Raw genomic sequence first — 25312 nt, 5'->3', positions numbered from 1 at the left:
TGATGGTTTTCATAATTTGTTGAAGTGATAAAATTATCTATAATTATTTTGAACTATGAGTAAATAGCTATGTCTTAGGCTTACTTGATAAATTCAAAGATTAAACTATGTTCCAAAATCTAAAAGTGAATACAAGGGTTTCGCTTAATAGGCTTCCTGTATTAATGGCACTGTATTATGTCATTGTTGTTAATGTGCCTATAGTGCGTGAGTTTTTTACTATTTTTCATGGCTTGGAAAGTGTAAAAATTGGATTTGTTTTATCGATTCCTTTGTTTTTCTTTGCTACATTTAATTTTATCTTTCAAATTTTTAACTGGCCGTATATTGCCAAGCCATTTTTTATTTTCCTGTTGCTGACGTCTGCATTAGTCAGTTATGCCATGTTTAGTTATGGGGTATATGTTGATTATGGGATGGTTGAAAATGTATTCGAGACGAATATGGGAGAGGCAACTAGCTATTTGAGTCTCTATTCTATCGTCTGGTTTGTATTGATGGGGCTAGTTCCTGCAATATTGTTGGCGATGGCAAAACTTGAATACCCTGGCGTTAAGAATTTCCTTCTGTGGAAAGTGGTCGGGATGGGGATCTCGCTGGTCATTATCGGGGTCATTGCTGCGTTTTACTATAAAGATTATGCATCGGTCGGGCGCAATAATCATCAGCTCAAGAAACTGATTATTCCGACCGAGTACGTGTGGTCAACGGCAAATTATATCAATGACACCTATATTAAAGAGCCCGTGGTTTATCAGCAAATTGGCACTGATGCCAAACAGTCCGAGGCGGCTAGGCAGGCAGAGAAACCGACGTTGTTGGTTTTTGTCTTGGGCGAGACGGCCCGCGTCTTTAACTACCAATATTATGGTTATGGCAAGCCGACCAATGCGCATACATCGGTGCATGACCCCATATTCTTTAGCCATGTAACATCCTGTGGTACCGCCACGGCAGTCTCAGTTCCTTGTATGTTTTCCAATATGAACCGCAGTAACTACAGTAAGGAAAAAGCATACAACCAAGATAATGTCGTCGATATTATGTCTCGGGCGGGGATTCGTTCGGTATGGCGAGAGCATGATGGCGGGGATAAAGGCGTTGCTCATCATATTAAGAAAATGACCTTAATGCCGGATGATACAGATCCATTATGTAATTCGGATAATTGTTATGATACCGCATTACTTGAAAACTTTGCTGAAGATACTAAGGATTTAGATAAAAATAATATTATTTTCTATCATATTTCAGGTAGTCATGGGCCGACATATTATGAACGCTATCCTAAGGAACACCGAAAGTTCTTACCGGACTGTCAGCGAGCCGATATTGAAAATTGTACCAATGAAGAATTAATCAACACGTATGATAATACGATTTTGTTTGCGGATTATTTTATCTCTGAAGTCATCAAGGATTTAAAAGGGCTGACAGATAAATATAACGTTGGCTTGATCTATATTTCGGATCATGGTGAGTCTTTAGGCGAAGACGGCGTGTACCTCCACGGGATGCCTTATGCTATCGCTCCCAAAGAGCAGACACACATACCTTTGTTGATGTGGTTTTCGGAGGATTTCTACCAGCAGAAAAACCTTGATGAGCAATGTCTTCGAAAATTAGGGAAAGATCAGTCGTTTTCTCATGACAATGTGTTTGATTCACTGTTAGGGCTTATGGACGTGCAGACGAGCGAATACAGACAAGATCAGGACATCTTTTCGCGGTGCCGCTCATAGCTTGGTATAGCCGCTGGGTTCTATCTGTCGCTGGCTATATGTGGTTTAGACAATGTATCAATCAAAAGGAGCGCTCTTAGCGCTCCTTTTTGCGTAGTGGTTTTGCGTAGTGGTTTGGTTGGATTGGGACTGAATTGTTTTGGGCTGGGTTGGGGCTACTCGATAGGTTGAGATAGCTTCCAGCTGATGGCCGATCGTTCGAGGGCCTGCATCAGTACCAACAGTTGAGCGAAAGCCCGGGCCGAATGGGGGCTGTGATCGGCATCGGTGGTTAATTGCTGGCTGAGGGGAAGGATTTCTGCCAGTCCCAGTAACTCGGCATCTTGCTGCCAGCGTTGAATCTGCAAGCGGATTGACGGCGTGAGATTGTCGATCCCCTGCTGGCAGACTATTTTGGCTATATGCTGCCATTGGCTGAAAAACGCGTTTAGGTTAGGGCTTGGCATGTTTTACCGCCTTGTCATTGAAGTCACGAGGAGTGAAGATTTCCAGCACCTGAAAGCCAATTGATGTGAGGCCCAAGTTCCAGCGACCAAATAATAGTTTCTCCCCTTTGTATCCCACCGCTTTTTGGCTGTGTGAACTAAGGCTCACGCAGAGGCTGTTGCCGCAGGATGTCTGGACTGTGCAACTGCCATTGGCTTGGTACTGATGCCAAACAATATCCATGTCGCTGTCGGTGATGATCCAGCCGAGGGCATCGGTAAGCGGGTCAAAAAAAGGCTGCTTGCAGGACTCGCTCAGTCGTTGCCATTGCGCTTGGACAGACAAGGCCGGATCGTTTGTGATGCACTCCCAGCTGATCGCTTGCGGCTGCGAAAGCAGTCGGTCTATCTTCAACGAGTGGTCTTCGCTGATCTGGCCGCTCAAATCCACGCTGTGCAGAGCCAGATCCGACAGGGCCATCGTATTGTTGTCTGCCGTTATCAGCCGTTGGCTATTGAGGGCTGCATGGTTGTTCCACCCTATATCCATATGTGCCTTCCGCCCTTCGCTGATGGAGTACCAGCGTGTCGTGCGCCGCTCATAAAGGTAAAAGCGGTACCCTCTGGCTCCGTCTTCGGTATGCCAGTACTCGGCGCTGACGGCCATCACTTCTTGCAGGTCAGCAGCGGTATACTGCCGCTTGTGTCTGCCCGCCAATAGATGGAGGGGCAGGTGGCTCGGGGCTGCCTGTATCGCTTGCAGATAACGCAGCAACAAGCCGATCTGTTCAAGGGCAATATCCGCTGTAGCCGTAAGATGGCGCTGGGTCAGTCCATTGAGGGTATGTAACAGCCTGCCTAGCAAGCTGGCAATTTTGGGGAGATCGTGCTGGCCTAACTCAGTCACGAAACTTTCTCCCTGCGTTAGCTGGATCGGCAGGACGTTCTTGAGCCCGTAGCCCAGCAGTTGGTATACCCACTGTTCCACGTCCTGAATTTTTTCTTTCTGTGCCTTCTTGAGCTGGGTTTGCTGCTGCTCGGCAGGCAAGGTAAATCTCGATTCTTGCAGAGATAACCCGACAATGGCCAGGGCTTGGTGCTGGCACTGCTTTTCCTGACAGGAACAAACCAGATTGTCCCAGTTAAGGGTGGCAGGCAGGTAGATCTGATAGTTTTTTTTGCCAACTTGGCAATCGACCAGCGCGTGATCGGCCGAGGCATGTAGCTTGATGGTTGCGCCTTTGTGCCAGCTGGCCAAGGCTTTTTGGCTTTTGCTCTTGCCAAAAATGGCTTCGAGATCCGAATACTGCTCGAGAAGCCAAGGTGACAGCTCAAAGGCCACTGGCGCAGTATCTGGCTGGGCGGCCGGCAGGGCCTGCAGTGCAAGAATGAAGGCAACCTTATGGCTGCAGGGCTCAAGGGCGCCACAGTTACATTGTAGTGACGAGAGTTCCGGGGCTGCGAGGGCAATCTGGAAGTTGTCGATCTGCCCGCGTATTGCATTGTCTTCAATGTGCCATTGCGATGCATCGGCTTCCGTCGCTTGTTTTTTGGCGCGGCGCAGCATACCTCGGTTGGTCCAGGTTAGTAGGAACTCATCGGTAATTTGCTGGGTCCAGGTTAGCAGTGTCATTTTTTGATCACCTCGGCAATCCACTGGCTTAGGTTTTCCGGTGTCATTGATGCTATTGGCATGCCTTTGGCGAGCAGTCGCTCGGTGACATAGTTGTTGTACTGGGCATTGCCGTGCTGATCCAAGGCGGTCAGGCCGAGGAGGATAATGCCGTCTTGCTGCATTTTTTCGACCGTCTGGTAGAGCAGGTGCGGCGATCCTCCTTCGGCAAAGTCGCTGACCAGAACAACAATGGCGCGTTGCGGCTGTTCGATTTGGCTATGGGTAAAGGCCAGCGCGCCGCCGATGTCGGTACCTCCGCCCATTTGCACGTTGAGCAGGATATTGAGCGGTGAATCGGCCTGTTCGGTGAAATCAACGACCCGGGTATCGAACAGGTAGAGTCGGACGTTGAGCATCGGCAGGCGGCAGAAGATAGCGGCGATCACCGAAGCATGGATCAAGGCATTGAGCATGGAGCCGCTCTGGTCGATCACCAGATAGATATCCCACGGGATCTGGTTGTTCTGGGTTTGATAGAAGAAAGGCCGTTCCAGAATAAAGGTGTCGCTATCTGGCTGGTAATGCTTCAGGTTCCGGCTGATTGTACGTTGCCAGTCGGTGTAGGAAAGGGGCATCGGGCGCGACTGTGTCAGCGGGATCCGCTGGCGGCTGAACATGCTGCGGACTGGTTGTGACAGCACCTGTTCGAGTTCATCGCATACGGTACTGATAATTCGCTCGATTTCTGGCGATAGGCTCTCAGGCAGCTTGTCTTTGTATGCCAGTAGGGTCTCCAGCAGTGCCATATTCGGTTTTTGCTGGCGCAGCAGTTCCTTGTCCATCAACAATTCTGTCAGGCCGTAATGGTCTAGCCCGTGACGTTGCAGGATATCAGCGGTGGCTTTGGGAAAGGCCTTGCGGACTTTGTTGAGCCAATCGACCGGACAAGGAGCCCCCGATTGCCTTCCGCCGATGTGATTCCACGGCATTCTGGTCTGAAATTCCCGGCCATATAGCGCATCGAGGCATTCATCCTTGTATGTGTCGTCGGCATTGAGCTGTTGCGGGAAGCGACCGCCGAGGATAAGTCGCCAGCGACGGGAGAGATCGTGATTAGTCATAGTGTATTCCCCAGAACTGTAACCCTTGTAGCGCGTCCTGCCGGATCTGCTGCATTAGCTCGATATCATCGGCGTCGGGCTGGGTTTCGTGGGCGATGGTGTCGGGATCGTGCTGGCAAAGCAGGCTCATTTGGGTAAAGCCATCGTAATCGAGTTGCAAGAATGCACGGCGCATGGCTGGCAGTGTTTGCAGGTAGAGTGCTTCGTCACATGAGGACAGGAAGGTGTCCAGACACTGTTTCAATTCGGTTTGTTGGTACAGCAGATGGCCTGCGACAAGGGCGATGCCGTAGCAAAAATCCCCTAGGGCATCGGGCTCCCGGTAGCTCTGTTCGATCATGGCTTGCAGAGTGTTCAGCAAAATAGGATCGTGATCTGTTTGGGCGAGTACCGTGGCTATTGCGCTGCAGGCACCTTGCAGGGCAAAGGTGCACTGGTTTGCCGGTATCGCGACCAAGGCATCTTGTAGGTAGCTAGGCAGGCAGAGATCAGCCCGCTGCTGGGTGAGTTTCAGTAGCTCAGCAAACAGTGGGAGTAGCTCTTTTTCATGGCGTGGGTCTACCAGCCGGGGCAGGCGGGCACACAGCCGTACGAAACAGTGCTGGATCACCGATTCGAACTCATGCTGGTGGTCATGCGCCAGCAGGCGGTTGCCCGACAGGCACTGGAACAGCAGCGACAAGGACGGATAGAGCTGCGACTGATCTGTTTCGCTGTCCATTTGGTGTTTGACCAGTGCCAATAGCGGCGACAACCAGTTCGGCAGGCCCATCTGCAAGGCGGCGAGCAACAGCGTGACGCTTTGGTAGCTTGTTATATCACTGCGGTTGAGTTGCTGGCGCAGCGTATTGTGGATCACCTCTTCGATAGTGCTGCCAAGGTGGCTCTGCTCGACCAGCGCGCTTTCAGTTTCCGGGCTGAACCTGATTTGCCATTGCTCCCGGACTCGGTGGAGATCCGATTGGTTGGCAAAATTCGGCCCCCCAAGCTGCTCGCCGTAAGGAACATCGAGGAACGCTAGTTGATGCAAAAAATGCGACTGGCACAGGTGGTTGGCTTGTCGGTAGATCGCTAACTCTTTGCGTACCTCGCCGTCTATAAGCTGACAAGGCAGCTTCAGTTGACGGCTGCGTTCATGAAAATCGGCAACGATCGGGGCTGTCGGCAGGTTTTTGGGGACAGTACCGGCTTTTGATTCGGTAAAGAACTCATCAATCCAGCGTGAGAATGCGTGTTGGCTCTCTTTGACCAGCGTCAACTGGGCAGCCTCGATGAATTCGCTACGACCCGGCGCTATATCGCGGAGCTGGGCCAACTGTTCGGCAGCGACAACCAGATCGACACATTGCGGCATGGCTACGGCATGACCTTTGTCGACAAGAAAGCTCATCAGCTCGGTAGCCAGTTCGGCATGAACCTGACGGGTAAGAATCCCCAGTTGCTTGATTGGCGCTGCTTTGAGTTTTCTCCACCAATGGGCATAGTAGCCAGTGTGACTGAGGCTGGCGCCGTAGTGGCGATGGCTAAGTCGTGACAGCGGGTAGGGAACCAGATGGCTCCCCGAACGCTGGTTAGGCTCAGGTTGCAGTTGCAACGGTTGGGCCTGTTGGAGATAGTGCCAAATCCCCTGGCAGTGGAATGCACCGCAGACGACCAGCACTTTTTGTCCGGCCGCAAGGCATGGTGCGATCCGGCTTGCCATATAGTGTTCTCGCAGCAAGGTATGCGGTTCGGCGTTGACTTGGTGTTGGCGCATTTGGCTGCCGAATAGCTGCATCTGCTCGAAAAATGCCTCGGCAGGGGTATGGTACTGGTGCTCAAAATAGCGATCCCACCACTGGTCGAATGATTCGCAGCGGCTTTGGGCGAGCAAGGCCTTGATGTAAGTTTCGCTGAATGCCTCTTCGCTGTCGTAAAGCAGCGGATCGGTGTTCGATAACTCCCCGTTGTCATCCTCCTCCGGTTTTTTAGGCCAATGGGTATATGGCAAGTCGATGAAATGACACGGTATGTTGTGCTGTTTTCCTGCTTGTAGAGCATTCCACTCAGGTGACATCGGTGCGAAGGGGATAAACCCGCGTCGGGCTTGGCCGTCTTCACTCATGCTATACATGTAGGCGGCCACTGGCGGTTTGGTATCGCCGGATTGCAAATAGGTAAGCAGCGGCTGCGCATCGGCAGGCGTTTCAATCATGATGACATGCGGCTTGTGCCGCTTGACCAACCGTAGCAGCTGCCAGCTACAAATCGGACTGTGGTGGCGAACCGGGGCCCAGATCAGGTCGGGGTTGCTGTTTAGGCCGTTCATGGCCGTATTGCAGTTAGCATCCGGCATTGCGGCAGCCTTCGAGGAATGATTGCCATAGCGGGTCATCGCTGCGTTTGCGTTTGATCACCCGTAGGTAGTCTTGCAGGCAAGCTTCGTCTTTCTGGTTGTCTTTGATGACTGCGCCTTGCAGGTAAGTGGCAAGGTGTGCCGGGGTAATGGCTTTTTCTCCGAAGTAATGGCACTGCATGGCGGCATGGACGGCGAGGTTGATTGCTTCGGGGACGGAGAGCAAGGTCGATGGCGAGTCGATGGCGATACCGGCTACGGTGCCAGATTTTAGCTCGTCGAAAACAGTGACCAGCAAGGTGGCGGTATCTTGATCAAGGCGCAGGCCGATATCGTCATGTTCGAGGCGGTCGTTGACTTGGCCCAGTACCAGTTCGATACGGTCTTTGCGTTGAGCCAGCGGTTTTAGCGTTTCGAAATTGAAACGGCGCTTGAGGGCCGAAGAGATCTGGTTGACGCCGCGGTCATTGAGGTTGGCGGTGGCGATGATATTGAAGCCCGGTTGTGACAGCAGGTAGTTTTGCTCATTCTGAATTTCAGGGACATGCAAAATACGGTCGGACAATACTGGGATCAGGCTGTCTTGTACTTCGGTTGGGCATCGGGTCAATTCTTCGAAGCGCATGATTGCCCCGTTTTTCATCGACTGGTAAAGCGGCCCTGGCACCATGGCCTCAAGGGTTGGGCCGGATTTCAGTAGGGCGGCATAGTTCCAGCTATAGCGGATGTTCTCTTCGAACAAACCAGCACTGCCTTGTACCGTCAGGGTGCTGTTGCCGCTAATGGCTGCCGTTAACAATTCGGATAGCAGGGATTTGGCTGTGCCGGGTTCGCCGACCAATAGCAGCCCCTGTTGCCCTAGCAAGGTCACAATGGCGCGCTCGACGGCAGCATCGTTGCCATAGATTTTGCGGGTAATGGTTTGCCCAGCAATGGGCTGGTCGCTGCCGAGAATGAAAGTGCGAACCATTTTGGGGCTGAGCTGCCAGCCTACGGGCTTGGCAAAGGTATCGGCTTCGCGAAGGGCATTCAGTTGCTGTTGGTATTGTTGCTCTGCGGGCAGGCGTTGTACGTTCATCATAATGCTCAATGAAAGACAGCCAAAGCGAAGCCGCTTTGGCTGTGAATGAATATATACCTGAATCAGGCCGCGAACAGCTAGCCTGATTCAGGAGAGGGACGGTTACTTAAAGCCGTTAATCGCTTCGCGAACCAGTTCCTGAACCAGTCGTAGCGGCAGTTGTTCGATGTCTTTTTTCAGTGTTGCGTACTCAGGCTCATCGAGTTCTGCGTAGCAGTAGCTGCCGCGAGGCAGTTGGCCGGCTTGGTAGAATTCAATCTTACCAATGGCGATATCGATCTCGTTCGATTCATAGCCGTAGCCACCATGCCATACATCTTCATCGAAGGTGATTTCGATGCCCAGGTTGCCTTCGTCGATTTCCTTGTACAGCTCGTCGAAGCTGCCTCCATCACGCACTGAACCTATGGACCAGCCTTTCTTGCGCAGGCGGTTGATCACGGTTGATGGCGATTTGCGGAAAACCAAGTTCGGCGCGTAAGCCAGCGGATCTTTGTCGGTTGGGGTCAGGGTTAGCATCGGGCGTGCTAGCTGATCGAATAGCACCGAAATCTCCCAGTCGGCGAAGTAATCTTGCCACTCGGCCAATTGCTCGGCGCTAAGTTCGATAGGGTGCACCAAACCGATCTGGCTGTGTGGCGCAATGTCGAGCGCTTCGTCATCGACGGTAATGACCGCTGGGTTAACGGTGAAGGTTTGGGTCAGGGTATTGTTCTCGTAGATACCCCATACCAACTGGCTAGCCAGTTTGTTCATTACCGGGTTGGCAAGGAACAGCTCGGCCCACTTCTCGTACTGCCACTGGCGCCATATCACGAAGGCGTCTTCAAGGCGGTGAGTTTGTAGTGTCACCATATCCTTGAGCATTTTCTTCAGCTCGCTGAAGTGTTTGTTCACCTCGGCTGCAGCTGCGGCATCGTCGTCTACTTTTGGCTTAGGCAGGGATTTCGCAATTTTGCCGTCCGGCTTGCGGATCGAGAACTTCAGCTCCTTGTTGAGGATCAGCGCAAAATCCTGGCCGCAGTATGGCAGCGGAATCGCGTTGTCAACAAAGCCGATGTTGTCGACCAAGCTGTCGCCCAACTCGCCTTTGGTGATGCCTTTTTGGCTTGCACCAATGGCAAACGCATCTTCAATGGCTTCTTTGACGCTCTGTTTTTTGGTGTTGCGGCTTAGGCGATCCAGAGCCATGAACACTTGGGTCAGCCCGCTGCCGCCCATCTGTTTGATAAGTTGGGCAGCCAGTTGGTGTTTGGAACCGTTTGCCCAGCGTTCGATAAGCGGCATCAGGATTTTGACCGTGTTCGGCGTGGCGTGCAGGGTCGGGATGGTTAGCAACCAACGGTTTTTGGCCGTGATGCTATCGGCGTACTGGCTGATCAGGTGGCACATGAAATCATCGAGAGAGGTCTCGGTGATTTGTGACAGGATCGCTTGGCCTTCAGAACTTGGTACAAACGCATCGTGGTGCTGGTAAACCTGCAGCAGCTGGATTGCAGCCTCATAGCCATTGCTGCCGTCTTTGGTTTCGATCAGCTGGAGGATATCCTCGCTGACAGGCAGTTTCTTCGGTGCCTGATAGCTCTCGGCGAGGTAGCTAGCCAAATCAAAGTTGCCGTCGGCCGTTTTGTACAGGTGGATGAAGTTGATATTGCCATGCTGGATCAGCAGGGTACGCGACTGTGCCTCGCTGACCTTGTTCAACAGATCAAGGGCGGTTTCTTCGTTCAGGGGCTCGTGGCACAGGCACTCGACAGCATTGATCTCTTTCTGGCCACTGAAATCAGCCAGTTGCTCGGCAATGGTTGAGAGTACCGCGTGTTTCAGTGTCTCCGGTAGTGCCTTGATGCAGGCTTGCAAATTGGCATTCAGCCCCTTTTGTTTTTCCTTGAGCATGTCGATCAGCAAGAGTGCCTGATCGTGGTCGGTAATCGTGCCTTTTAGGCAGATCAGCAAGAGTGCTTTGACTGACGCCGAGCCAGCTGCGACGTATTTAACGCAAGGGATACCATGCTGTTGTAAGTATGCCAGTTCGTTTCTTGGGTAGAGATCCGGATAGGTGACTCCGTCGTGATAAAACGCTTGGGTATCTAGCTCAAGCTTGTTGCGCTGGTTGATATTTTGCGTATGGCCAATCAGCCCCTTCATGTAGCTGGCGATGCAGTGAGGGTGCTTGACCGCGATTTCGCTCAGCGGTCGAAGTGGAGCTGCAGAGTATGTGTCGCTTGCATTTTCAACGAAATCGACAACGAGCTTGTCATTCTTACCGTTGAAAAATACCGTGGCTAGGCGCTCGAAATAAGGTTGTGATAGCCATGAAACATAATCAATGTTGCTGTTATCCAGTGCGATTTTTGCAACGGCATCTGCATTTTCACCGGTTAGAATGAAATCGAGCAGAGGAGCATTGTCTTGCTCTTTTTTGGTAATGCAAGGGATCGCCTTGCGCAGTAAGGCTTGGTCAAATTGAACCTTGCGCTCTAGCAGTTCAGGCTGTGCTGAAACTTTCGTTAGCAATCCGTGGAAAATATCATTCTTTGGTTTATTAGGGTTGTCGTTGTAATAACAGTCCCAAATGTAAGTGGCCCCAAAGCGCTCACACAGTAATTTCAATAGTTGCAGGTGTGAGTTTGATGAGAAATTCTCCGCGTTCGGTTTATCATAATTTCTCAGGCAGCAGTGGTAGTGCTTGGTGAGGTAGTTGACGAGAAACTGAATGAAACTTGGTTGAAGAACAGGATATACCTTGATGGCATCGTCCAGCTCACTCATTAATTCCTGAGCATTGTTGAAAGCACAATAGTGGTAGGATGAGAAGAATCGTAATTCATTAATCCATTTTTCAATATCCAGAACACAAATAATCGTTGAGAAGTTATTTACGTATTTTGAGTCGCTGAAGCGGTGGAATAGCTCTAAATCAAGGATGAAATAAATCAAATCCTCGAAGTCTTTATCGTTGAGCAGGACGTATTCTTCTTCGGAAGAATAGCGGTCTTTACCTCTGATTAGCTGTGAAGCTACGAATTCAAGATCTGTTTCCCAGTTGCCTGTGCCATCAAACAGAGCCATGAAACGATCAAAAGCATCTTGTGGCAATGCAATTCTGTTCAAAGAGCCATTGAATTTATCTCGGCGTTTGTCGATTTTTTTGCAGTGGTCTTGCAGGCAGGCTGCGAAATATTCGCGGAAAATAGCATCAAATGTTTCACAATCTTTGGCGTCATAGGCTTTTCTCAATTGTGGTAAGAGGTAAAGCTGCAGGTAAGGATTGTGAATAAAGTTATAGAACCCTTCTGATTTTAGCTTGTCGCTTTTTAGGTATTCGATAACTTCCTGTTCTGGAAGGCCGATTTGGGATAGCTTGAAAAAGGCTTTCTTGATGTCATTCCATTCACCGAGGGTGAATACTTTATCAAGGATTTCTTCGGTGCTATTACCTACAAGAGTATGGAATTCAGGGTAGATAGTTTGAACTCTGTCCATGACGCTGGTAGCCAGCCATTCAAAATCGGACGATGAGCTAAGTAATGCGATGACAAAGCGACGGATGTATAGCGGATCGTCATCAATATTATCTAATTCTTTAATGATTCTTTTAATATAAAAATCAGAGATATTTTCTTGCGAGCCAGAATATAGCGCAGGTTGTGCGTCATTGAATACATATTCATTAATGTCATCTGCGGTTTTATCCGAAAAAAAGTAATTTTTCTTTAAATCTGCAATGAGATCACTGATTTTCATTATTAAATTCCATTGTCGTTATAATTGATGCGATATTTATGTGTAACATGCGTAAAATATCAATAATTGGCATAAGTTAATGTTCAATGGGGTCAAAATCAATAGTTATCGGAACAACGCAAGCTTATATAGTGGGTAAGCGAAACAATCTTTGTTGATGTCACGCTTAAGTTACCTTCAGTACAGGGGGGGATAGGGCTTGTAGGCTGGTATTTAACGCCTTTTGCTTTTACTTGAGCATGTCGATTAGCAATAGTGCCTGATCGTGGTCGACAATTGTGCCTTTCATGCGGTGTAGTAAGTGGGGAGGCTGATGCAGCGCCCGCATTGATGTATTGGACGCAGGAATGCCACGCTGTTGTAAGTATGCTCATTCGTTGCTTGGTAGCGATCCGGATAGTTGATATTGTGGAATGAGAATTTTTGAGTATCTAGAACAGGATTGAGCTTTTTGGGTTGGGTAATGAGTGAGGATGCTTGACCACAATGTTACTAAGTAGACGAAGTGGATTAGCTGAGTATGTATCCATCGCATATTCAACAAAATTAACAGCCATTTTGTTATTTTTATCATTGAAAAATACGGTGACGATGAACTCGAAATAGGAGGGAGTGATAGCCATGGCAAAAATTTGATATCGCTAGCATTTTAGGTTAAAAATATGATGTTCATTCAAGTTTATAATCTACCGATTTACTCAAAAGAGTATGCTTTATAACAATCCAATCACAGAACACTTATTGAATTTATTTCCACTATCTAATCGCTTTTTTGTGATCTTATCCTTTATTTGTTTTATGGGTATTGGAAATTGATACTGCTGACTCAAGAAATCTGTCTTCTGAAAGAAAACGATTACATTTTTTGTTAACCACTTAATTTTATGTCTCAAAAGAATTATACTCCGCATCAGAAAAGATGATGAAGTTCCAAATGGTGCTATTAACGTCATTGCCGATTAAATTATTGGGAAAACTCCTCGGCATGGCAGATATAAACGTCACAATAAATGGAACTAATATCACAAGAGTAAGGATTCTCTTGGTGTTAGGTTTATGGATGTTGATAGTACGAATATGAGCAATGTTAGATGAATCATTCAGCAACGTATTTACTTGCGGCTTTGCGGGAAAAAATCAAAGAGAAAGGGATTGGCTATTCTGACTTATCTTTGAAAATGGAAATCCCGTTGTCGACAATAAAGAGGCAGTTGCATAATACGGCGTTGGGGTTGGATAAGATTTTGCTTTATGCGTCATATCTCGATACAGATTTGGTTGAGCTATCGATGCGGGGCAAACAGCTGCAGCAAGAGAGCGAGCAGGTTATTACAGGGTTGAATGGTGAGATATTTTACCGCTATCCACACCTTTTTGATTTTCTGAATTTATTGCGAATTAATGATAGCAGCTTAGATGAAATAGCACAGGCCTACCAGTTGAACCAGACGTCTGTAACGCTTTATTTGCGTGCATTGGAAATGTTGGGTTACCTGGTATTGAAAGGGGATAGGCAATATCAATTTACCGGTAAAGGGCGTTTTGTTTTTGATCAGGGATCGCCGTTGGAAATATTGTTTGCCAATCGCTTTATGCATGATGCTTTTAGCCAAGATGTCAATATGCCTATTTGTATTGACAGAATTTCCATTACCGAAGAACAAGAAGAAAAGCTACTCGCTGAAGTTCATAATAAATTACTTGAATTTGATATTAAGAATAAATCTTCAGAGACTACGCCAAGACTTAGAAATGTACTAATGACCTTTACACCCGGTAATCAGGTTTTTCTATCTAAGACAATTCCTAATATTGACGGTGAGTTGTTAAAAGAAATTTCTTTTGAGAAAAAAACAGAATCTAATTAAATGTAGTTGTTGTTTGAAACTTAATAATAACGGGTATTTAAATTTTAGTTGTCCGGTTTAAACACTGATTTTTATATCTGTTTGTCGCCCTATACACAATAAAATACTGAAAGGTCATTTTGTTTTTTATGGGAGATTATTCTTTCATGAAGCAAGGATCCGACGGTTAATATAATTAAGGATAATATAATGAACATCAAAGCTTCCCTGTGCGCAGTGGCGGTCGGTATTGCGCTGTCTCTAAGCGGCTGCAATAGCGATAACGCGACGGAGTCCTCTGTAACCCTGAAAGCTGCCGAGTTTAAGAATACGATTGATCGCGCAGGCGTTCCTGTTGCATTGCGTGATTTGCATGGCGGCCATCTGCGTTATATCCCGATGTTCGATAATGGTGCGTGGCATGGCCACACGCTGGATACGGAAGGCGGTGAGATTGCGCTGGGTGGCATGGCGCTGTTGACCGAAGAGTACGTCTCATTCATGGCGGCCCGTTTTGACCGTCTGACCCTGATTGTCGATGGTTCGCCGATGTCGTTGAAATTGGCTCAGGCCTATTCCTTGCCGGGTACGCTGATCCAAAAGTACGAGGGCGAGCAGGGCATTGAAGCATCGTTGGAAATGCGTTTTGTCTCCAACCGTACCTCTTTGGTCCAGACAACCATCAAGAACCCGAACAAGCTGGATATCACCGGTGTGTGGGAAGGTGAGTTGATCAAGCACTACCGGGCAACGGATGGCGTGCTAGATCAGAATAAAGACGCCAGCGTGAAGACTGTGGAGCAAATCTACCCGACTTATACCCGAGCTATCGCTGCAACACAGAGCGGTGTCGAGGTGTCGTTCGGTGCCGTGCGCAACAGCTGGTCGCTGCTGACTTCCGGTCAGTCGAAATACAAGGTGACGCGTTCAGTTGCGCCGCAGAGCGCGACGATTGATCCTGACAATAAAGGCTTTACCCAGCAAGCTGAGTTGGGCAACGGCCAGAAGATTGTTCTGCACACTGCCTACACCCATGTTCAGAATGCTAAAGAGCAAGCATCCGAGTATGCCAAGCTTGACGAGATCATGGCTGATCCAACCGCTTACATGAAAGATTCCACTGCGCGCTGGGAAGAATACCTGGCGAAGGGCCTGAGCAATGACGCTGCCTCTGCCGAGCATGAGTTTGTTGCGGTGAAGGCGATGGAAACTCTGCATGCCAACTGGCGTGGTGCTGCTGGCGCGATCAACCACGATACTGTTACGCCATCCGTTACCGCACCATACTTTTCCGGCAACATGACTTGGCCGTGGGATACTTGGAAGCAGGCTTACGCAATGGCCCATTTCAACCCGGATGTGGCGATGGAAAACATCCGTACCGTGTTCCAGTTCCAAGTTCAGGCCGATGATGCCGTGCGTCCGTGGGATCGCGGCTACCTGCTGGATGTCGTGACCTATAACCTGCCAAAAGAACGCTGGGATTTGATGGATGAGGAATTCAAGCAGAATGTACCGTTGGCAACCAACGGCCTTAACTGGAATGAACGCAATACCAAGCCGTCGCTAGCATCATGGGCGGTATGGGAAGTGTACACGGCGCTGAAGGACGAGCATAACCGTGGCGAAGAGGCCAAGGTTTGGCTGGAGGAGATGTATCCTAAGTTGGTTGAATACCACAACTGGTGGAAAAACAACCGTGACTCGAACCACAACGGGATCCCTGAATACGGTGCAGCGAAAGACCCTATTCACACGGTGATGGGTGACGAGATCGATTCAGCCGAGATCCAGGGTGATAACCGCGAAGACATGATGAAGTTCCATGTTAATTTGGACGGCGCGGAATACTGGGTTGGTGGTTTGGCCGAGTACAACAGCGTACTGGATGATGGTACTGCCACCCCTGCCAATATGTATATCCCGGTCAAGGAGGCGGCTGGCTGGGAGTCGGGCCGTGACAACGCCGGTGTCTTCGGCTTTATCTCTGCCGAGCAGTTGAAAGCCTATGCGGACAAAAACCACGGCGGCGATATAGCGGCGGCATCGAAGGATTGGGAACTGCGTATTACCGAAGTGCGCAACACGGTTGACAACAAGTTGCAGGGCTATGCTATCAAGCAGGAGTCAGTGGATCAGGCATCTTATTGGTACTCGGACAACCTGTTCCTGGCTGAAATTGCCAAGGTACTGGGCAAGTCTGCCGATGCCAAGCTATTTGCCGATTATGCCGCTTACACCAAGAACTATGTCAACCAGTGTATGTTCGACGAGGCTACTGGTTTCTATTACGACATTGAGATCAGCAATGTGACACCGGAGGTTACCAAGTTTAACGGTTCGACGGCGGTACATTGTGCGGGTAAGCCGATTGTATGGCGCGGCATGGGGCCTGAGGGCTGGTCGCCGCTGTTCAACAACGTTGCCGATCAGTCTCACGCTGATGCGGTGGTGAAGAACATGCTAGATACTGGCAAGTTCAATTCACCGAAGATCCCGCTGGGTACGGCGGCAATGGATAACCCGGCTTACGGCCCGGACATTTACTGGCGTGGCCGCGTATGGCTGGATCAGTTCTACTTTGGCGTCCGCGGTATGGACAACTACGGTTATGGTGCGGAAGCCCGCCAGATGGTCGATAAGCTGTTTAAGAACGCCGAGGGCCTGACCGAAACTACGCCGATTCAGGAAAACTACAACCCGGAAACCGGTGAAGTACAGGGCGCGAATAACTTCTCGTGGAGTGCGGCGCACCTATACATGCTTTACAACGGCTTTGTCGGTAAGTAACCCGCATAGGGCTGACGGAAGGGGTTATTCCCCCGGATCCTGACCGAGGCTCGAATTTGCAACGGCGCTAGATAGGCCGAAAGGAAAAACCGGATGGTAGGTGTCTACCGTCCGGTTTTTTTGTTTGGGGAAAATAAAATTTGCTTGACCTGTCTAATGCTTCACAGTTTAAGGTGGGTAAAAGATAAAAGGGGTGGGTGATGTACCGTATTTCTGAATTGGCACAGCAGGTTGGCTTGAGCCGATCTACCTTGCTGTATTACGAAAAGCTTGGGCTGATTTGTGGCAATCGGCTGGACAATGGCTACCGGACCTATAGCGAACAGGATGTCCAGCGTGTGAAGCTCTTGCAGCAGTTGCAAGCCGGAGGGCTGACGCTCAAGGAGTGTCAGGCGTGTCTGGATAGCCAGATAAACCGTGAAAGCTTGGTGCAGCGCCTCGCCATTTTGGACGAGGATATAGCCCAAAAGCAAAAAGCCAGGGAGCTGCTGGCGGCAATGCTCGGCAGGCACTCGATGCGAGAGTGGCACCAGAATATGGACAGTCAGGCTCCAGCTGCGCACTTTGACTGGTTGATAAAGCAGGGCTTCAGTGAAAAAGAAGCCTTGAGATTGCGATGGATTTCGAAAGATATGAATACCCATGATAGTTACATGAATGACTTTTTTAGGGTTTTTGACCCGTTGGAACGCTGGGGGCCGGGCTCGGAAGCCGATACCCTGCGCGCGTTGGCCAAGGTACCGTTCGTGCCTGAGCAATTGCTTGAGGTGGGATGTGGTCAGGGGATCGCAACAACGGTACTGGCTGCGCATTGTCCGGCTCCGATCACTGCGGTTGATAACCATGACGCTGCTTTGGATCGGTTGGCTCGCCGGGCGGGCGAGTGCGGTGTGGCCGATAAAATCACTGCGGTGACAGCCAGTATGACGGACTTGCCGTTTGCCGATGAGGCCTTTGATGTCATCTGGGCCGAGAGTTCTGCTTACGTTATGGGGGTGGAGAATGCCTTTAAGCAGTGGAAGCGGTTGTTGACGCCGGGCGGGGTGCTAGTGCTCAGTGATCTGGTATGGTCTTGTGATACACCGGATGATGAGGTTAGGGCGTTTTGGCTCAATGAGTACCCGGATATCGGCGATGAGAAAGTGCGTATCGCACAGGCAAAACAGGCTGGTTATGAGGTGCTTGGCAGCTTTGCGCTCAGTGATGACTCATGGGCGGCTTACTACGAGCCACTTCAGGCACAGGTTGATGCGCTTGAGGCCGACATGGCTGAGTCGTCGGCGATGCGTGATATCAAAAAGGAACTGGCGATATATCGCCAGCGTGGCCGCCAGTTCGATTATCAGATGTTTGTTTTGCAAAAGCGTTGATGGGTTGCATCAGGGCTGATTGAAGAGAAATTAGTAGCAATGAAATATTCAGTATGTGACTCAAGTTACCTTGATCGTGTGCAGCGGTTATTCACCCAGACCTTTTCGGATTCCGAAGGTGAGACGGAAGGGGCGCTGATCGGCGAACTAGCCCGGGAGATGATGGTTACGACTAATCCGGAAGATATCATGGTCTTCGTGGCGGAAGGCGACGGGCATTTGGCCGGCTGTATTATGATGACCCGTATGGGGTTTGACGAATCTGAGCGGCGGGTTTATTTGCTATCTCCTGTTGCGGTGCGTACTGACTGCCAACGCAAGGGGGTAGGTCAGGGGCTGATCCGCTTTGCCTTGGAGGTATTGCGTGCGCAAGGTGTCGAGTTCGTCATTACCTATGGTGATCCGAATTACTATGGCAAGGTGGGCTTTGAACCCGTGAGCGAAGCGGTTGTTCCTGCCCCTCGGGTGCTGACGTACCCTGAAGGCTGGCTGGCGCTGTCATTGTGTGAGCAGGCGATACCGGCCATTAGCGGGCGTTCTTCATGTGTTCCCGCTCTCGACAAGCAGGTGTATTGGTAAATCGTTGCGGGGAATACGAAAGATTGGCGTGTTCCCATAGTATACCGAGACAAGGCCACATTTTTGTGGCCTTTTTTATTAGCTGTCAGCATGATGGTTTTCAGATGGGCAAATGGCCGTTACCTCGCAACGAAGGCCGGTCGCATCTTGGCGGGTAGCCGGGATGGCGATAACCACTTGCCGCAGCTGTTCGGCGATGGGCGGGGTCAGCAGGACGTTTTCAACGACAAAGCATCCAGCGGCTTCGCAGCGTCTGTCAAAAGCCATATGTTCGTCGCCGTGCTGGCCGATACCGTAACTGTCGATGATGATAAAGGCTGGGCTCTGGCCCAAAATGGCATCAAGCACGTCACTGTGAAGTGCGGTGTCATGTTTGCCGTATGCCTCGGTACCGTATTGATGGGCTGCCGTATTGGCGGTGTACAGGACGAGGGCTTTCCCTTGAATTTGATAGCGTTCGATATCGGCTGCGGTCGGCATGCCCTCGCGGCAGTCGATAACAACGGCTTCCGTCCGGTAATGCGTCTGGGTGGGTCTTCGGGTATAACAGTCAATGTGGGTGCCAATATGACCAAAGGCATTGACGCTGTCGGACTGGCGTTTGGCCCATTGGTAGGCCGGGTGGGTTTCATCCAGTTCTAGGCTGATGAGGTGGTGTGTCATGGCTGGTGTCCTTGGGTACGGCTGTTGTATCGGTGTATGTTGATGTGGTCTGGTTTAGTTGGTCGCCATTGTAGAGAAATCCGTGATGGGTGATTACTGATATAAGGACAAAAAACATCAATTTAAGGACATTGTGTTCTATGTTCCTGCGACTTTAATAGGCTTGCAGCTCTTTTCTTTGCGGGTTGTTTGGGCATACAGCATTGCATTTTAAATAAGGAAGATTATGAAAAAGATAGGTTTACTGGGTGGCATGAGCTGGGAGTCGACCAGCAGTTATTACCGGGCGCTCAATGAAGGGGTGAAGCAGCAGTTAGGTGGCCTCCACTCGGCGAAGATTGTGCTTTACAGTGTAAACTTTGCTGAGATTGAAACGTTGCAACATGCTGGGGATTGGAACGCGACCGCGGAAATACTGGCTCAGGCGGCGCGCTCGGTTGAAGCGGCCGGAGCGGACTTTATCATGATCGGAACAAACACGATGCATAAGGTCGCCCCTGCCATTGAGGCTGCAGTATCGATCCCGTTATTGCATATTGCTGATGCCACAGCACAGCAGTTGCTTACCGATAACATAACCAAAGTTGGCTTGCTAGGTACGCGTTTTACCATGGAGCAGGATTTCTATACGGGCCGTATCAAGGATAATTTTGGCATTGAGGTCATCGTTCCTGATGCAGCTGACCGCGAGTGTGTGCATCGTATAATTTATGATGAACTTTGTCAGGGGACTATCTCTGCGACATCACGGCAGGAGTATATCCGAATCGCCGAAGCACTGTACCAGCAGGGTGCACAGGCTGTTATCTTGGGGTGTACCGAAATTGCCTTGCTGCTTCGCCCCCAAGATACCCAGGTCCCGCTCTATGATACGACGGCGATCCATGCCGCCGCCGCTGTTGCTCGAGCCTTGGATTAAGCGGTGATGATTTTGGCGATCCGGCGCTTGCCGACTTGGTAGATCGCCTCGCCGGCAAGTACCGGCAGGGCCGGGTCTTCAAGTTTCTCGCCATCCCGTTTCACTGCTCCTTGGGCGATCAGACGCATTGCTTCTGAGGTCGAGGCCACGAGACCTGCTTGTTTTAGCAACTGGCTGAGACTCAGGCCGACGGGCAGTTCAATGGCTTCAAGGTCATCGGGCAGAGCCTGATGCTTGAAGCGGCTGTCGAAGCGTTGTTCTGCCTGATCGGCGGCTTCCTGATCATGGAAGCGTGCGACGATCTCCTTGGCCAGCAGGACCTTCACGGTTTTGGGATTGCGTCCCGCATCAATCTCTGCCTTGAATTGTTCGATTTCGGACAGCGGTCTGAAGGAGAGCAATTCAAAGTAGTTCCACATCAGGCTGTCGGAAATTGACATCAGCTTGCCGTACATTTCATCCGGTGCTTCAGTGACCCCAATGTAGTTGTGAGCCGATTTAGACATTTTCTTCTCTCCATCAAGACCGACCAGCAACGGCATGGTGATCACTACCTGTGGTTCTTGACCATGCTGTTTTTGCAGTTCCCGTCCCATCAGCAAGTTGAAGGTCTGGTCGGTGCCGCCAAGTTCAATGTCAGCCTTGAGCGCAACCGAGTCGTAGCCTTGGAGGAGCGGGTAGATAAATTCATGGATCCCGATGGCTCGTTGGCTGGCAAAGCGTTGTTTGAAATCCTCCCGTTCCAGCATTCTGGCCACTGTCTGGCTCGCAGACAGCCGGATCATGCCTTCCGCGCCAAGCTGCGAGAGCCATTCGGAGTTGAAGACGATCTGGGTCTTGTCAGCATCAAGAATCTTGAATACCTGCTCCTTGTAAGTAGCCGCATTGGCCAGGACCTGTTCGGTTGTCAACGGTGGGCGGGTGGTGTTTTTGCCGGAGGGATCACCGATCCGGCCGGTAAAGTCACCGATAAGGAAAATGATCTGGTGGCCTAGCTGCTGGAATTGGCGCAATTTGTTGAGAATAACCGTGTGGCCGAGGTGAATGTCCGGTGCAGTGGGATCGGCACCCAACTTAACGACAAGAGGGCGGTTCAAGGCCAGTTTTTGTTTCAGTGCGGTAAAGGGGCTAATGCTGTCTGTACCTCGGGTAATCATTGCCAAGGCATCACTAGGGATTGTATTCGGGGTTTGGTTGTTCATAACTGCTCTTCGGTAATCAGTGAAAGGTGTAAACGGGGCCGTTAGACCGGCAGGTGATCATGGCCAGCGTTGCCTTGACGGTGGCGGAGTATGGCTGCTCGCAGGTGGTCGTAGCAGTAATTGAAAATAAAGGCGTAAACGGTGATAAATAGCGTGACGCTAATATCCATCGCGAAGGCCTCCCATAGTCCGACGGAAAGCATCCATGCCATCAGTGGCACGGTGATGAGCAGCAGGCCGCCTTCGAAGCCGATAACCTGCATGATGCGGGTCATGAAACTGCGATCTTCGCGCTTGCCGGGAATCAGACGGTCGAACAGGGCGTTGAACACCATGTTCCATACCATCGCTATTGTCGCAACGGTTATCATTGTTCCTGATAACTTGGTGACGGGGTGATCGGTAAAGACCATCAGGCCGACAATGGAGAGTGAGATGGCCAGAACTTCAAACAAAACGGCATGGAAAAGGCGTTCGATAGGCTGCATTGCGTGTTTTTCTCATCGTATTCAGTGGTGTAACTTTCACCTTGGCATATTACAGCGACAAGGCGTATTAGCTCAGAATAGCAGTGGGAATGGGGATGAAAAGTTAGCAGCTATCACAGATCGTGATAGGCTAGCTTTATATCAATAACCATGTTGAATTGACCGTTGCTTGTAAATTGACGAACCACGCGTAGGTAGCCATGCATGTACAGTTTTGAACAGTTGAAATTATTCGTTGCCGTGTGTGAGTGCGGCTCTTTTTCTGCGGCCGCGCGAAAGTACCGGCGTGCCCAGTCAGGGGTGAGTCAGGCGGTTTCCAACTTGGAGATCACCTTCAACCAGATCTTGTTCGATCGGAGCGGCAATATCCCGGTTTTGACCCCGGCTGGCGAGGCGCTTTTGCCGATGGCAAAGACCATTTTGCTCCAGCAGCAGCGTTTGGACCAAAAGCTGATGGCCCTAGAAACCGCCGAAGAGCATGAGCTGGTGATAGCCGTGGAGGAAAGCCTGCTGGATAACTGCTTGCTGGCTGAGCTCTGTGCATTGGCCGACTCGCACCCGATGGCAACGATCAATGTGGTGGCGGCATCGACATTTGACATCAAGGCTATGTTCAGTGAGGGGCGGGCGCATATTGGGGTGGTCTATGCCGATGGAACCATGCTGGAAGATGCCGAGTTCAAGACGATTGGTTACAACCGCTTCGTGACCTTGGCAGCGCCAACTCACCCGTTGGCCAGCCAGAAAACCGTAAGCGATACCGATTTGCGGAATTACCGCCAGCTCGCTCATCGCTCCTCCGTTGGCAAAGAGCTGTGGTTCAGTTATGCCATTAGCCCGCAGGTATGGTACGCAAATACCCATCAATTGATGCTGGAAATGGCAGCTAACGGTTTGGGGTGGGCGCTGGTTCCAGAGCGTCTTGCAAGAAGTAGTGTGGAACGTGGAGAGCTGCAGATCCTCAATATCGCATTCGAGCCTGATGGCTGGGTGACAACCGTGGATGTGGTTGAGTCACGCCGGCATCAATCTGGGCCTGTACGCCAGGCCGCGATGGAAATTATTGCCCGTGCATTCGATAGTTATCGGTTTGTTTAGGTTGTTGAGTTGGGTATATAACTAATAGGTGGGCAGTCTAGAGAAACAGACAAGGAGGCGTTATGGCTCGAGTGTTAGGGTTGATGGTATCTCACCTTGCAATGCTGGGGATTGGTTTTGCTCTTGGGGTGTATTTGTTGCCGGTCTTAATTGCGCCGCCCTCTCCATCGGCCGCGGAGATAGAGGAAGCGGTTGAGCATGCGTTGTTTACGTCTTCTTTTGATCGCGAGCGCCAGGACAGTGATTTCCTGCATTGGGGCGAAGGGGAAGTCGCCTTGTCGGCCGATATGATCAGCTTTTCTGGTCAGCTTGCTCCTGGGCCTGATTATCAACTCTATTTATCCCCGCAATATATTGAAACCGAAGTGGCATTCAACCAATTGAAGCCTGAAATGGTACGCATTGGCGCGATTAAGACGTTTGATGGCTTTATGTTGCCGATAACCAATGGTGTCGATATTCAGCGCTACAACACGGTTGTAGTGTGGTGCGAGACATTCGGGGAATTTATCACCTCGGGCAAGTACCGTTAGTTGAATGTTTGGATGTTGGTAATGTCACATGTGACTACATGTATTGAGGCGATACTACACGGCTGTGATGGTGGTGGTTGTGGCTGGCAGGAAGGGGAGCTCTTTAATTTGGACGGTTTCTTTTGAGGGCGAGGAGTCAACACATTGACACATTTGGTTACATTGTTGGCTCAAAAGTAGATTTAAATAGGGGTTTTCGTAAATTAACGGTGGAAGCTCGTTCTTATCCTGATGAAATTTCAGTTTTTAGAACGAGCTTTTTATGCATACTCGCCTACTACATCATGTATGTATCACATGCAAAAAGGTGCGTGAAAAGGGGCATGTAAATATGGAGATTGCTTCTTGTTCTGGGTGTTAGTTTTATTTTTGGAAGTTTGCGCGCAGTTTTTCTGCGACAAGCAATCCTTTTTCCGTTAGTTGCAAATACTTAGAACGGAAATCTTTTGGACATTGGATCCAAGTACACAGCCCGTAGCCATCTCGTGATGGCGAATATCGCTCAGTAAGTGCTCGGCAATGGCGGCTTGCTGCTGCCTGTGTGATTACCAAGAGATCATTGATATAACTCACTGATACTGTCATAGGTGGGTTGTTGATCACCTCTAAGAATACCAGCATTTGCATCGGGTGGATTTCAGCATGGATGGTTTCCCTAAATGCCTCAATTTGCTTGCGAAATTTCAAGCTGTTGTGAGCAGGGTAGGCTGAAGGGTGTTGATACATTTCCATAATTGTATAAATGAATCGAAATAAGAGCCTGCATTATGAATAGCTTTAAGCCGTTTACAATTCAGTGTATTAATGTTGATAAACGATTTTCCTGATAAATCATCTGTCATAAAAATGTCATATTTCGATTTTCAGGATCTGCCATGTGATTTATGTGGCATTCACGGTCGAAGTTGATGATGAAAGCGTTGTATAACGTTGTCTTTGAACAATCGCATGTGAGATAAAATGTGGGTGTTTATCGCAGGAATAGGGGAAGGGATTGATGCGGCAAATTGCGGAAGATATCTGGGTTCATGAAGACAGTATGAACATGTTGGGGACTCAGCTTGGCCTGAGAATGACTGTTGTCCGTCTGGAAGGCGGCAGCCTGTGGCTGCATTCGGCGACGGCTCTGACACCTGAGTTGCAGCAGCAAGTCAATGCGCTGGGATCGGTGCGATATATTGTTGCCGCTAATAATCATCACAGTCGTTGGTTACAGGATTGGGCGGACGCTTATCCTGAGGCAGATCTTTATGTCAGCGCCGGTATTCCCCGGAAAGTCCCGTTATCCAAGTACCATATCCTGCAACCGGGTATCGAAGCCCCGTGGGCCAATGACTTGTCGTGGGAAACCATGCCGTCGGTACCTCTGTTCTGTGAAACGGTATTTTTCCACCATAAGTCACAGTCACTTATTGTGACGGATTTCATTCAAAATTATCCGGATGAGCAACCCGCTGATGGCTTTTCAGGAGTGATGACAAAATATGTGTTTCAGCCGATAGGCTTCAAAGGTTGCTGCATTGCGCCCCCCCTCAAGCTCGGTTTGACGATAAAAGACAAGCAGGCATTCGGGCGTTTTGTCGAGCATGTCAAATCGTGGGATTTCCAACGTATCGTCGTTACGCATGGTGAGGTAATAGAGCAGCAGGCAAAGTCAGTTTTTGAAAAACTAACTCACCGTTTTTGTTCATAAATAGCGATTAATGAGCTGAATTTACCCTGTGTGGGTTAAATTTGCGCTGTTGATTGTTTTTTTG

At 49.8% G+C, this 25312-nt stretch carries 19 protein-coding genes; 9 read left to right on the top strand and 10 right to left on the bottom strand.

Features of this window, described 5'->3' with window-relative positions:
• The first annotated feature begins 107 nt into the window (after positions 1 to 107).
• Positions 108 to 1742 (top strand): phosphoethanolamine transferase, encoded by a 1635-nt coding sequence (locus tag ACSF8X_RS22215; RefSeq protein WP_500851496.1) that lies wholly within the window; start codon positions 108 to 110, stop codon positions 1740 to 1742.
• A 155-nt stretch (positions 1743 to 1897) separates the two neighbouring features.
• Here the strand turns inward: ACSF8X_RS22215 and ACSF8X_RS22210 are convergent, their stop codons facing one another.
• From ACSF8X_RS22210 to ACSF8X_RS22185, 6 genes are all read right to left on the bottom strand, one after another.
• Positions 1898 to 2188 carry a hypothetical protein gene (locus ACSF8X_RS22210; protein ID WP_500851495.1) on the bottom strand — a complete coding sequence of 97 codons (291 nt, stop codon included), beginning with the start codon at positions 2186 to 2188 and terminating at the stop codon, positions 1898 to 1900.
• The gene (locus ACSF8X_RS22205) at positions 2175 to 3800 is read right to left on the bottom strand and encodes a hypothetical protein (RefSeq protein ID WP_500851494.1); all 1626 of its coding nucleotides are present in this window, start codon (positions 3798 to 3800) and stop codon (positions 2175 to 2177) included. Before ACSF8X_RS22205 ends, ACSF8X_RS22210 begins: the two co-directional genes overlap by 14 nt.
• Positions 3797 to 4903 carry a VWA domain-containing protein gene (locus ACSF8X_RS22200; RefSeq protein ID WP_500851493.1) on the bottom strand — a complete coding sequence of 369 codons (1107 nt, stop codon included), beginning with the start codon at positions 4901 to 4903 and terminating at the stop codon, positions 3797 to 3799. Before ACSF8X_RS22200 ends, ACSF8X_RS22205 begins: the two co-directional genes overlap by 4 nt.
• The gene (locus ACSF8X_RS22195) at positions 4896 to 7238 is read right to left on the bottom strand and encodes a DUF5682 family protein (RefSeq protein ID WP_500851492.1); all 2343 of its coding nucleotides are present in this window, start codon (positions 7236 to 7238) and stop codon (positions 4896 to 4898) included. Before ACSF8X_RS22195 ends, ACSF8X_RS22200 begins: the two co-directional genes overlap by 8 nt.
• A complete protein-coding gene (locus ACSF8X_RS22190) occupies positions 7225 to 8319 on the bottom strand; it encodes an ATP-binding protein (protein ID WP_500851491.1) in 1095 nt (364 codons plus the stop codon). Before ACSF8X_RS22190 ends, ACSF8X_RS22195 begins: the two co-directional genes overlap by 14 nt.
• A 102-nt stretch (positions 8320 to 8421) precedes the next feature.
• Positions 8422 to 12066 (bottom strand): DUF4132 domain-containing protein, encoded by a 3645-nt coding sequence (locus ACSF8X_RS22185; protein WP_500851490.1) that lies wholly within the window; start codon positions 12064 to 12066, stop codon positions 8422 to 8424.
• A gap of 1091 nt (positions 12067 to 13157) precedes the next feature.
• On the opposite strand from ACSF8X_RS22185, the gene ACSF8X_RS22180 reads away from it, so the two are divergent.
• From ACSF8X_RS22180 to ACSF8X_RS22165, 4 genes are all read left to right on the top strand, one after another.
• Entirely contained in the window at positions 13158 to 13934 is a 777-nt protein-coding gene (locus ACSF8X_RS22180; protein ID WP_500851489.1) for a transcriptional regulator, read from the top strand.
• A 189-nt stretch (positions 13935 to 14123) separates the two neighbouring features.
• Positions 14124 to 16703 carry an alpha-glucosidase gene (gene ygjK, locus ACSF8X_RS22175; protein ID WP_500851488.1) on the top strand — a complete coding sequence of 860 codons (2580 nt, stop codon included), beginning with the start codon at positions 14124 to 14126 and terminating at the stop codon, positions 16701 to 16703.
• A 200-nt stretch (positions 16704 to 16903) separates the two neighbouring features.
• Positions 16904 to 18073 carry a MerR family transcriptional regulator gene (locus ACSF8X_RS22170; protein WP_500851487.1) on the top strand — a complete coding sequence of 390 codons (1170 nt, stop codon included), beginning with the start codon at positions 16904 to 16906 and terminating at the stop codon, positions 18071 to 18073.
• Positions 18074 to 18112: 39 nt separating this feature from the next.
• Complete coding sequence (locus ACSF8X_RS22165; protein WP_500851486.1) at positions 18113 to 18652, top strand: GNAT family N-acetyltransferase; 540 nt, start codon at positions 18113 to 18115, stop codon at positions 18650 to 18652.
• Between the two features lie 78 nt (positions 18653 to 18730).
• Here the strand turns inward: ACSF8X_RS22165 and ACSF8X_RS22160 are convergent, their stop codons facing one another.
• Positions 18731 to 19315, bottom strand: coding sequence for a cyclase family protein (locus ACSF8X_RS22160; RefSeq protein ID WP_500851485.1), 585 nt, complete (start codon positions 19313 to 19315; stop codon positions 18731 to 18733).
• A gap of 226 nt (positions 19316 to 19541) precedes the next feature.
• Here ACSF8X_RS22160 and ACSF8X_RS22155 point away from each other — a divergent pair, with 226 nt between their 5' ends.
• Positions 19542 to 20234: an aspartate/glutamate racemase family protein gene (locus tag ACSF8X_RS22155; RefSeq protein WP_500851484.1), complete on the top strand. Its 693-nt coding sequence runs from the start codon at positions 19542 to 19544 to the stop codon at positions 20232 to 20234.
• Here ACSF8X_RS22155 and tyrS read toward each other — a convergent pair.
• Both tyrS and ACSF8X_RS22145 read right to left on the bottom strand, forming a co-directional pair.
• The gene (tyrS, locus tag ACSF8X_RS22150; RefSeq protein WP_500851483.1) at positions 20231 to 21436 is read right to left on the bottom strand and encodes a tyrosine--tRNA ligase; all 1206 of its coding nucleotides are present in this window, start codon (positions 21434 to 21436) and stop codon (positions 20231 to 20233) included. The two genes, ACSF8X_RS22155 and tyrS, sit on opposite strands and share 4 nt — an antisense overlap.
• A gap of 41 nt (positions 21437 to 21477) precedes the next feature.
• Positions 21478 to 21924, bottom strand: coding sequence for a PACE efflux transporter (locus ACSF8X_RS22145; RefSeq protein WP_500851482.1), 447 nt, complete (start codon positions 21922 to 21924; stop codon positions 21478 to 21480).
• Positions 21925 to 22128: 204 nt separating this feature from the next.
• Between ACSF8X_RS22145 and ACSF8X_RS22140 the strand changes: the two genes are divergently transcribed.
• Both ACSF8X_RS22140 and ACSF8X_RS22135 read left to right on the top strand, forming a co-directional pair.
• The gene (locus ACSF8X_RS22140) at positions 22129 to 23022 is read left to right on the top strand and encodes a LysR family transcriptional regulator (RefSeq protein ID WP_047876808.1); all 894 of its coding nucleotides are present in this window, start codon (positions 22129 to 22131) and stop codon (positions 23020 to 23022) included.
• A 62-nt stretch (positions 23023 to 23084) separates the two neighbouring features.
• Complete coding sequence (locus ACSF8X_RS22135) at positions 23085 to 23555, top strand: DM13 domain-containing protein (RefSeq protein ID WP_047876807.1); 471 nt, start codon at positions 23085 to 23087, stop codon at positions 23553 to 23555.
• Between the two features lie 363 nt (positions 23556 to 23918).
• Here the strand turns inward: ACSF8X_RS22135 and ACSF8X_RS22130 are convergent, their stop codons facing one another.
• On the bottom strand, positions 23919 to 24287 hold the full coding sequence (locus ACSF8X_RS22130) for a helix-turn-helix domain-containing protein (protein ID WP_240478225.1): 369 nt from the start codon (positions 24285 to 24287) through the stop codon (positions 23919 to 23921).
• A gap of 265 nt (positions 24288 to 24552) precedes the next feature.
• On the opposite strand from ACSF8X_RS22130, the gene ACSF8X_RS22125 reads away from it, so the two are divergent.
• A complete protein-coding gene (locus ACSF8X_RS22125) occupies positions 24553 to 25248 on the top strand; it encodes a DUF4336 domain-containing protein (protein ID WP_500851481.1) in 696 nt (231 codons plus the stop codon).
• The last annotated feature ends 64 nt before the right edge of the window (positions 25249 to 25312 follow it).

It is taken from the genome of Photobacterium panuliri, from assembly GCF_059920555.1.
The sequence above is the reverse complement of the archived record's forward strand: the minus strand, read 5'-3'. Positions and strand labels throughout refer to the sequence as shown.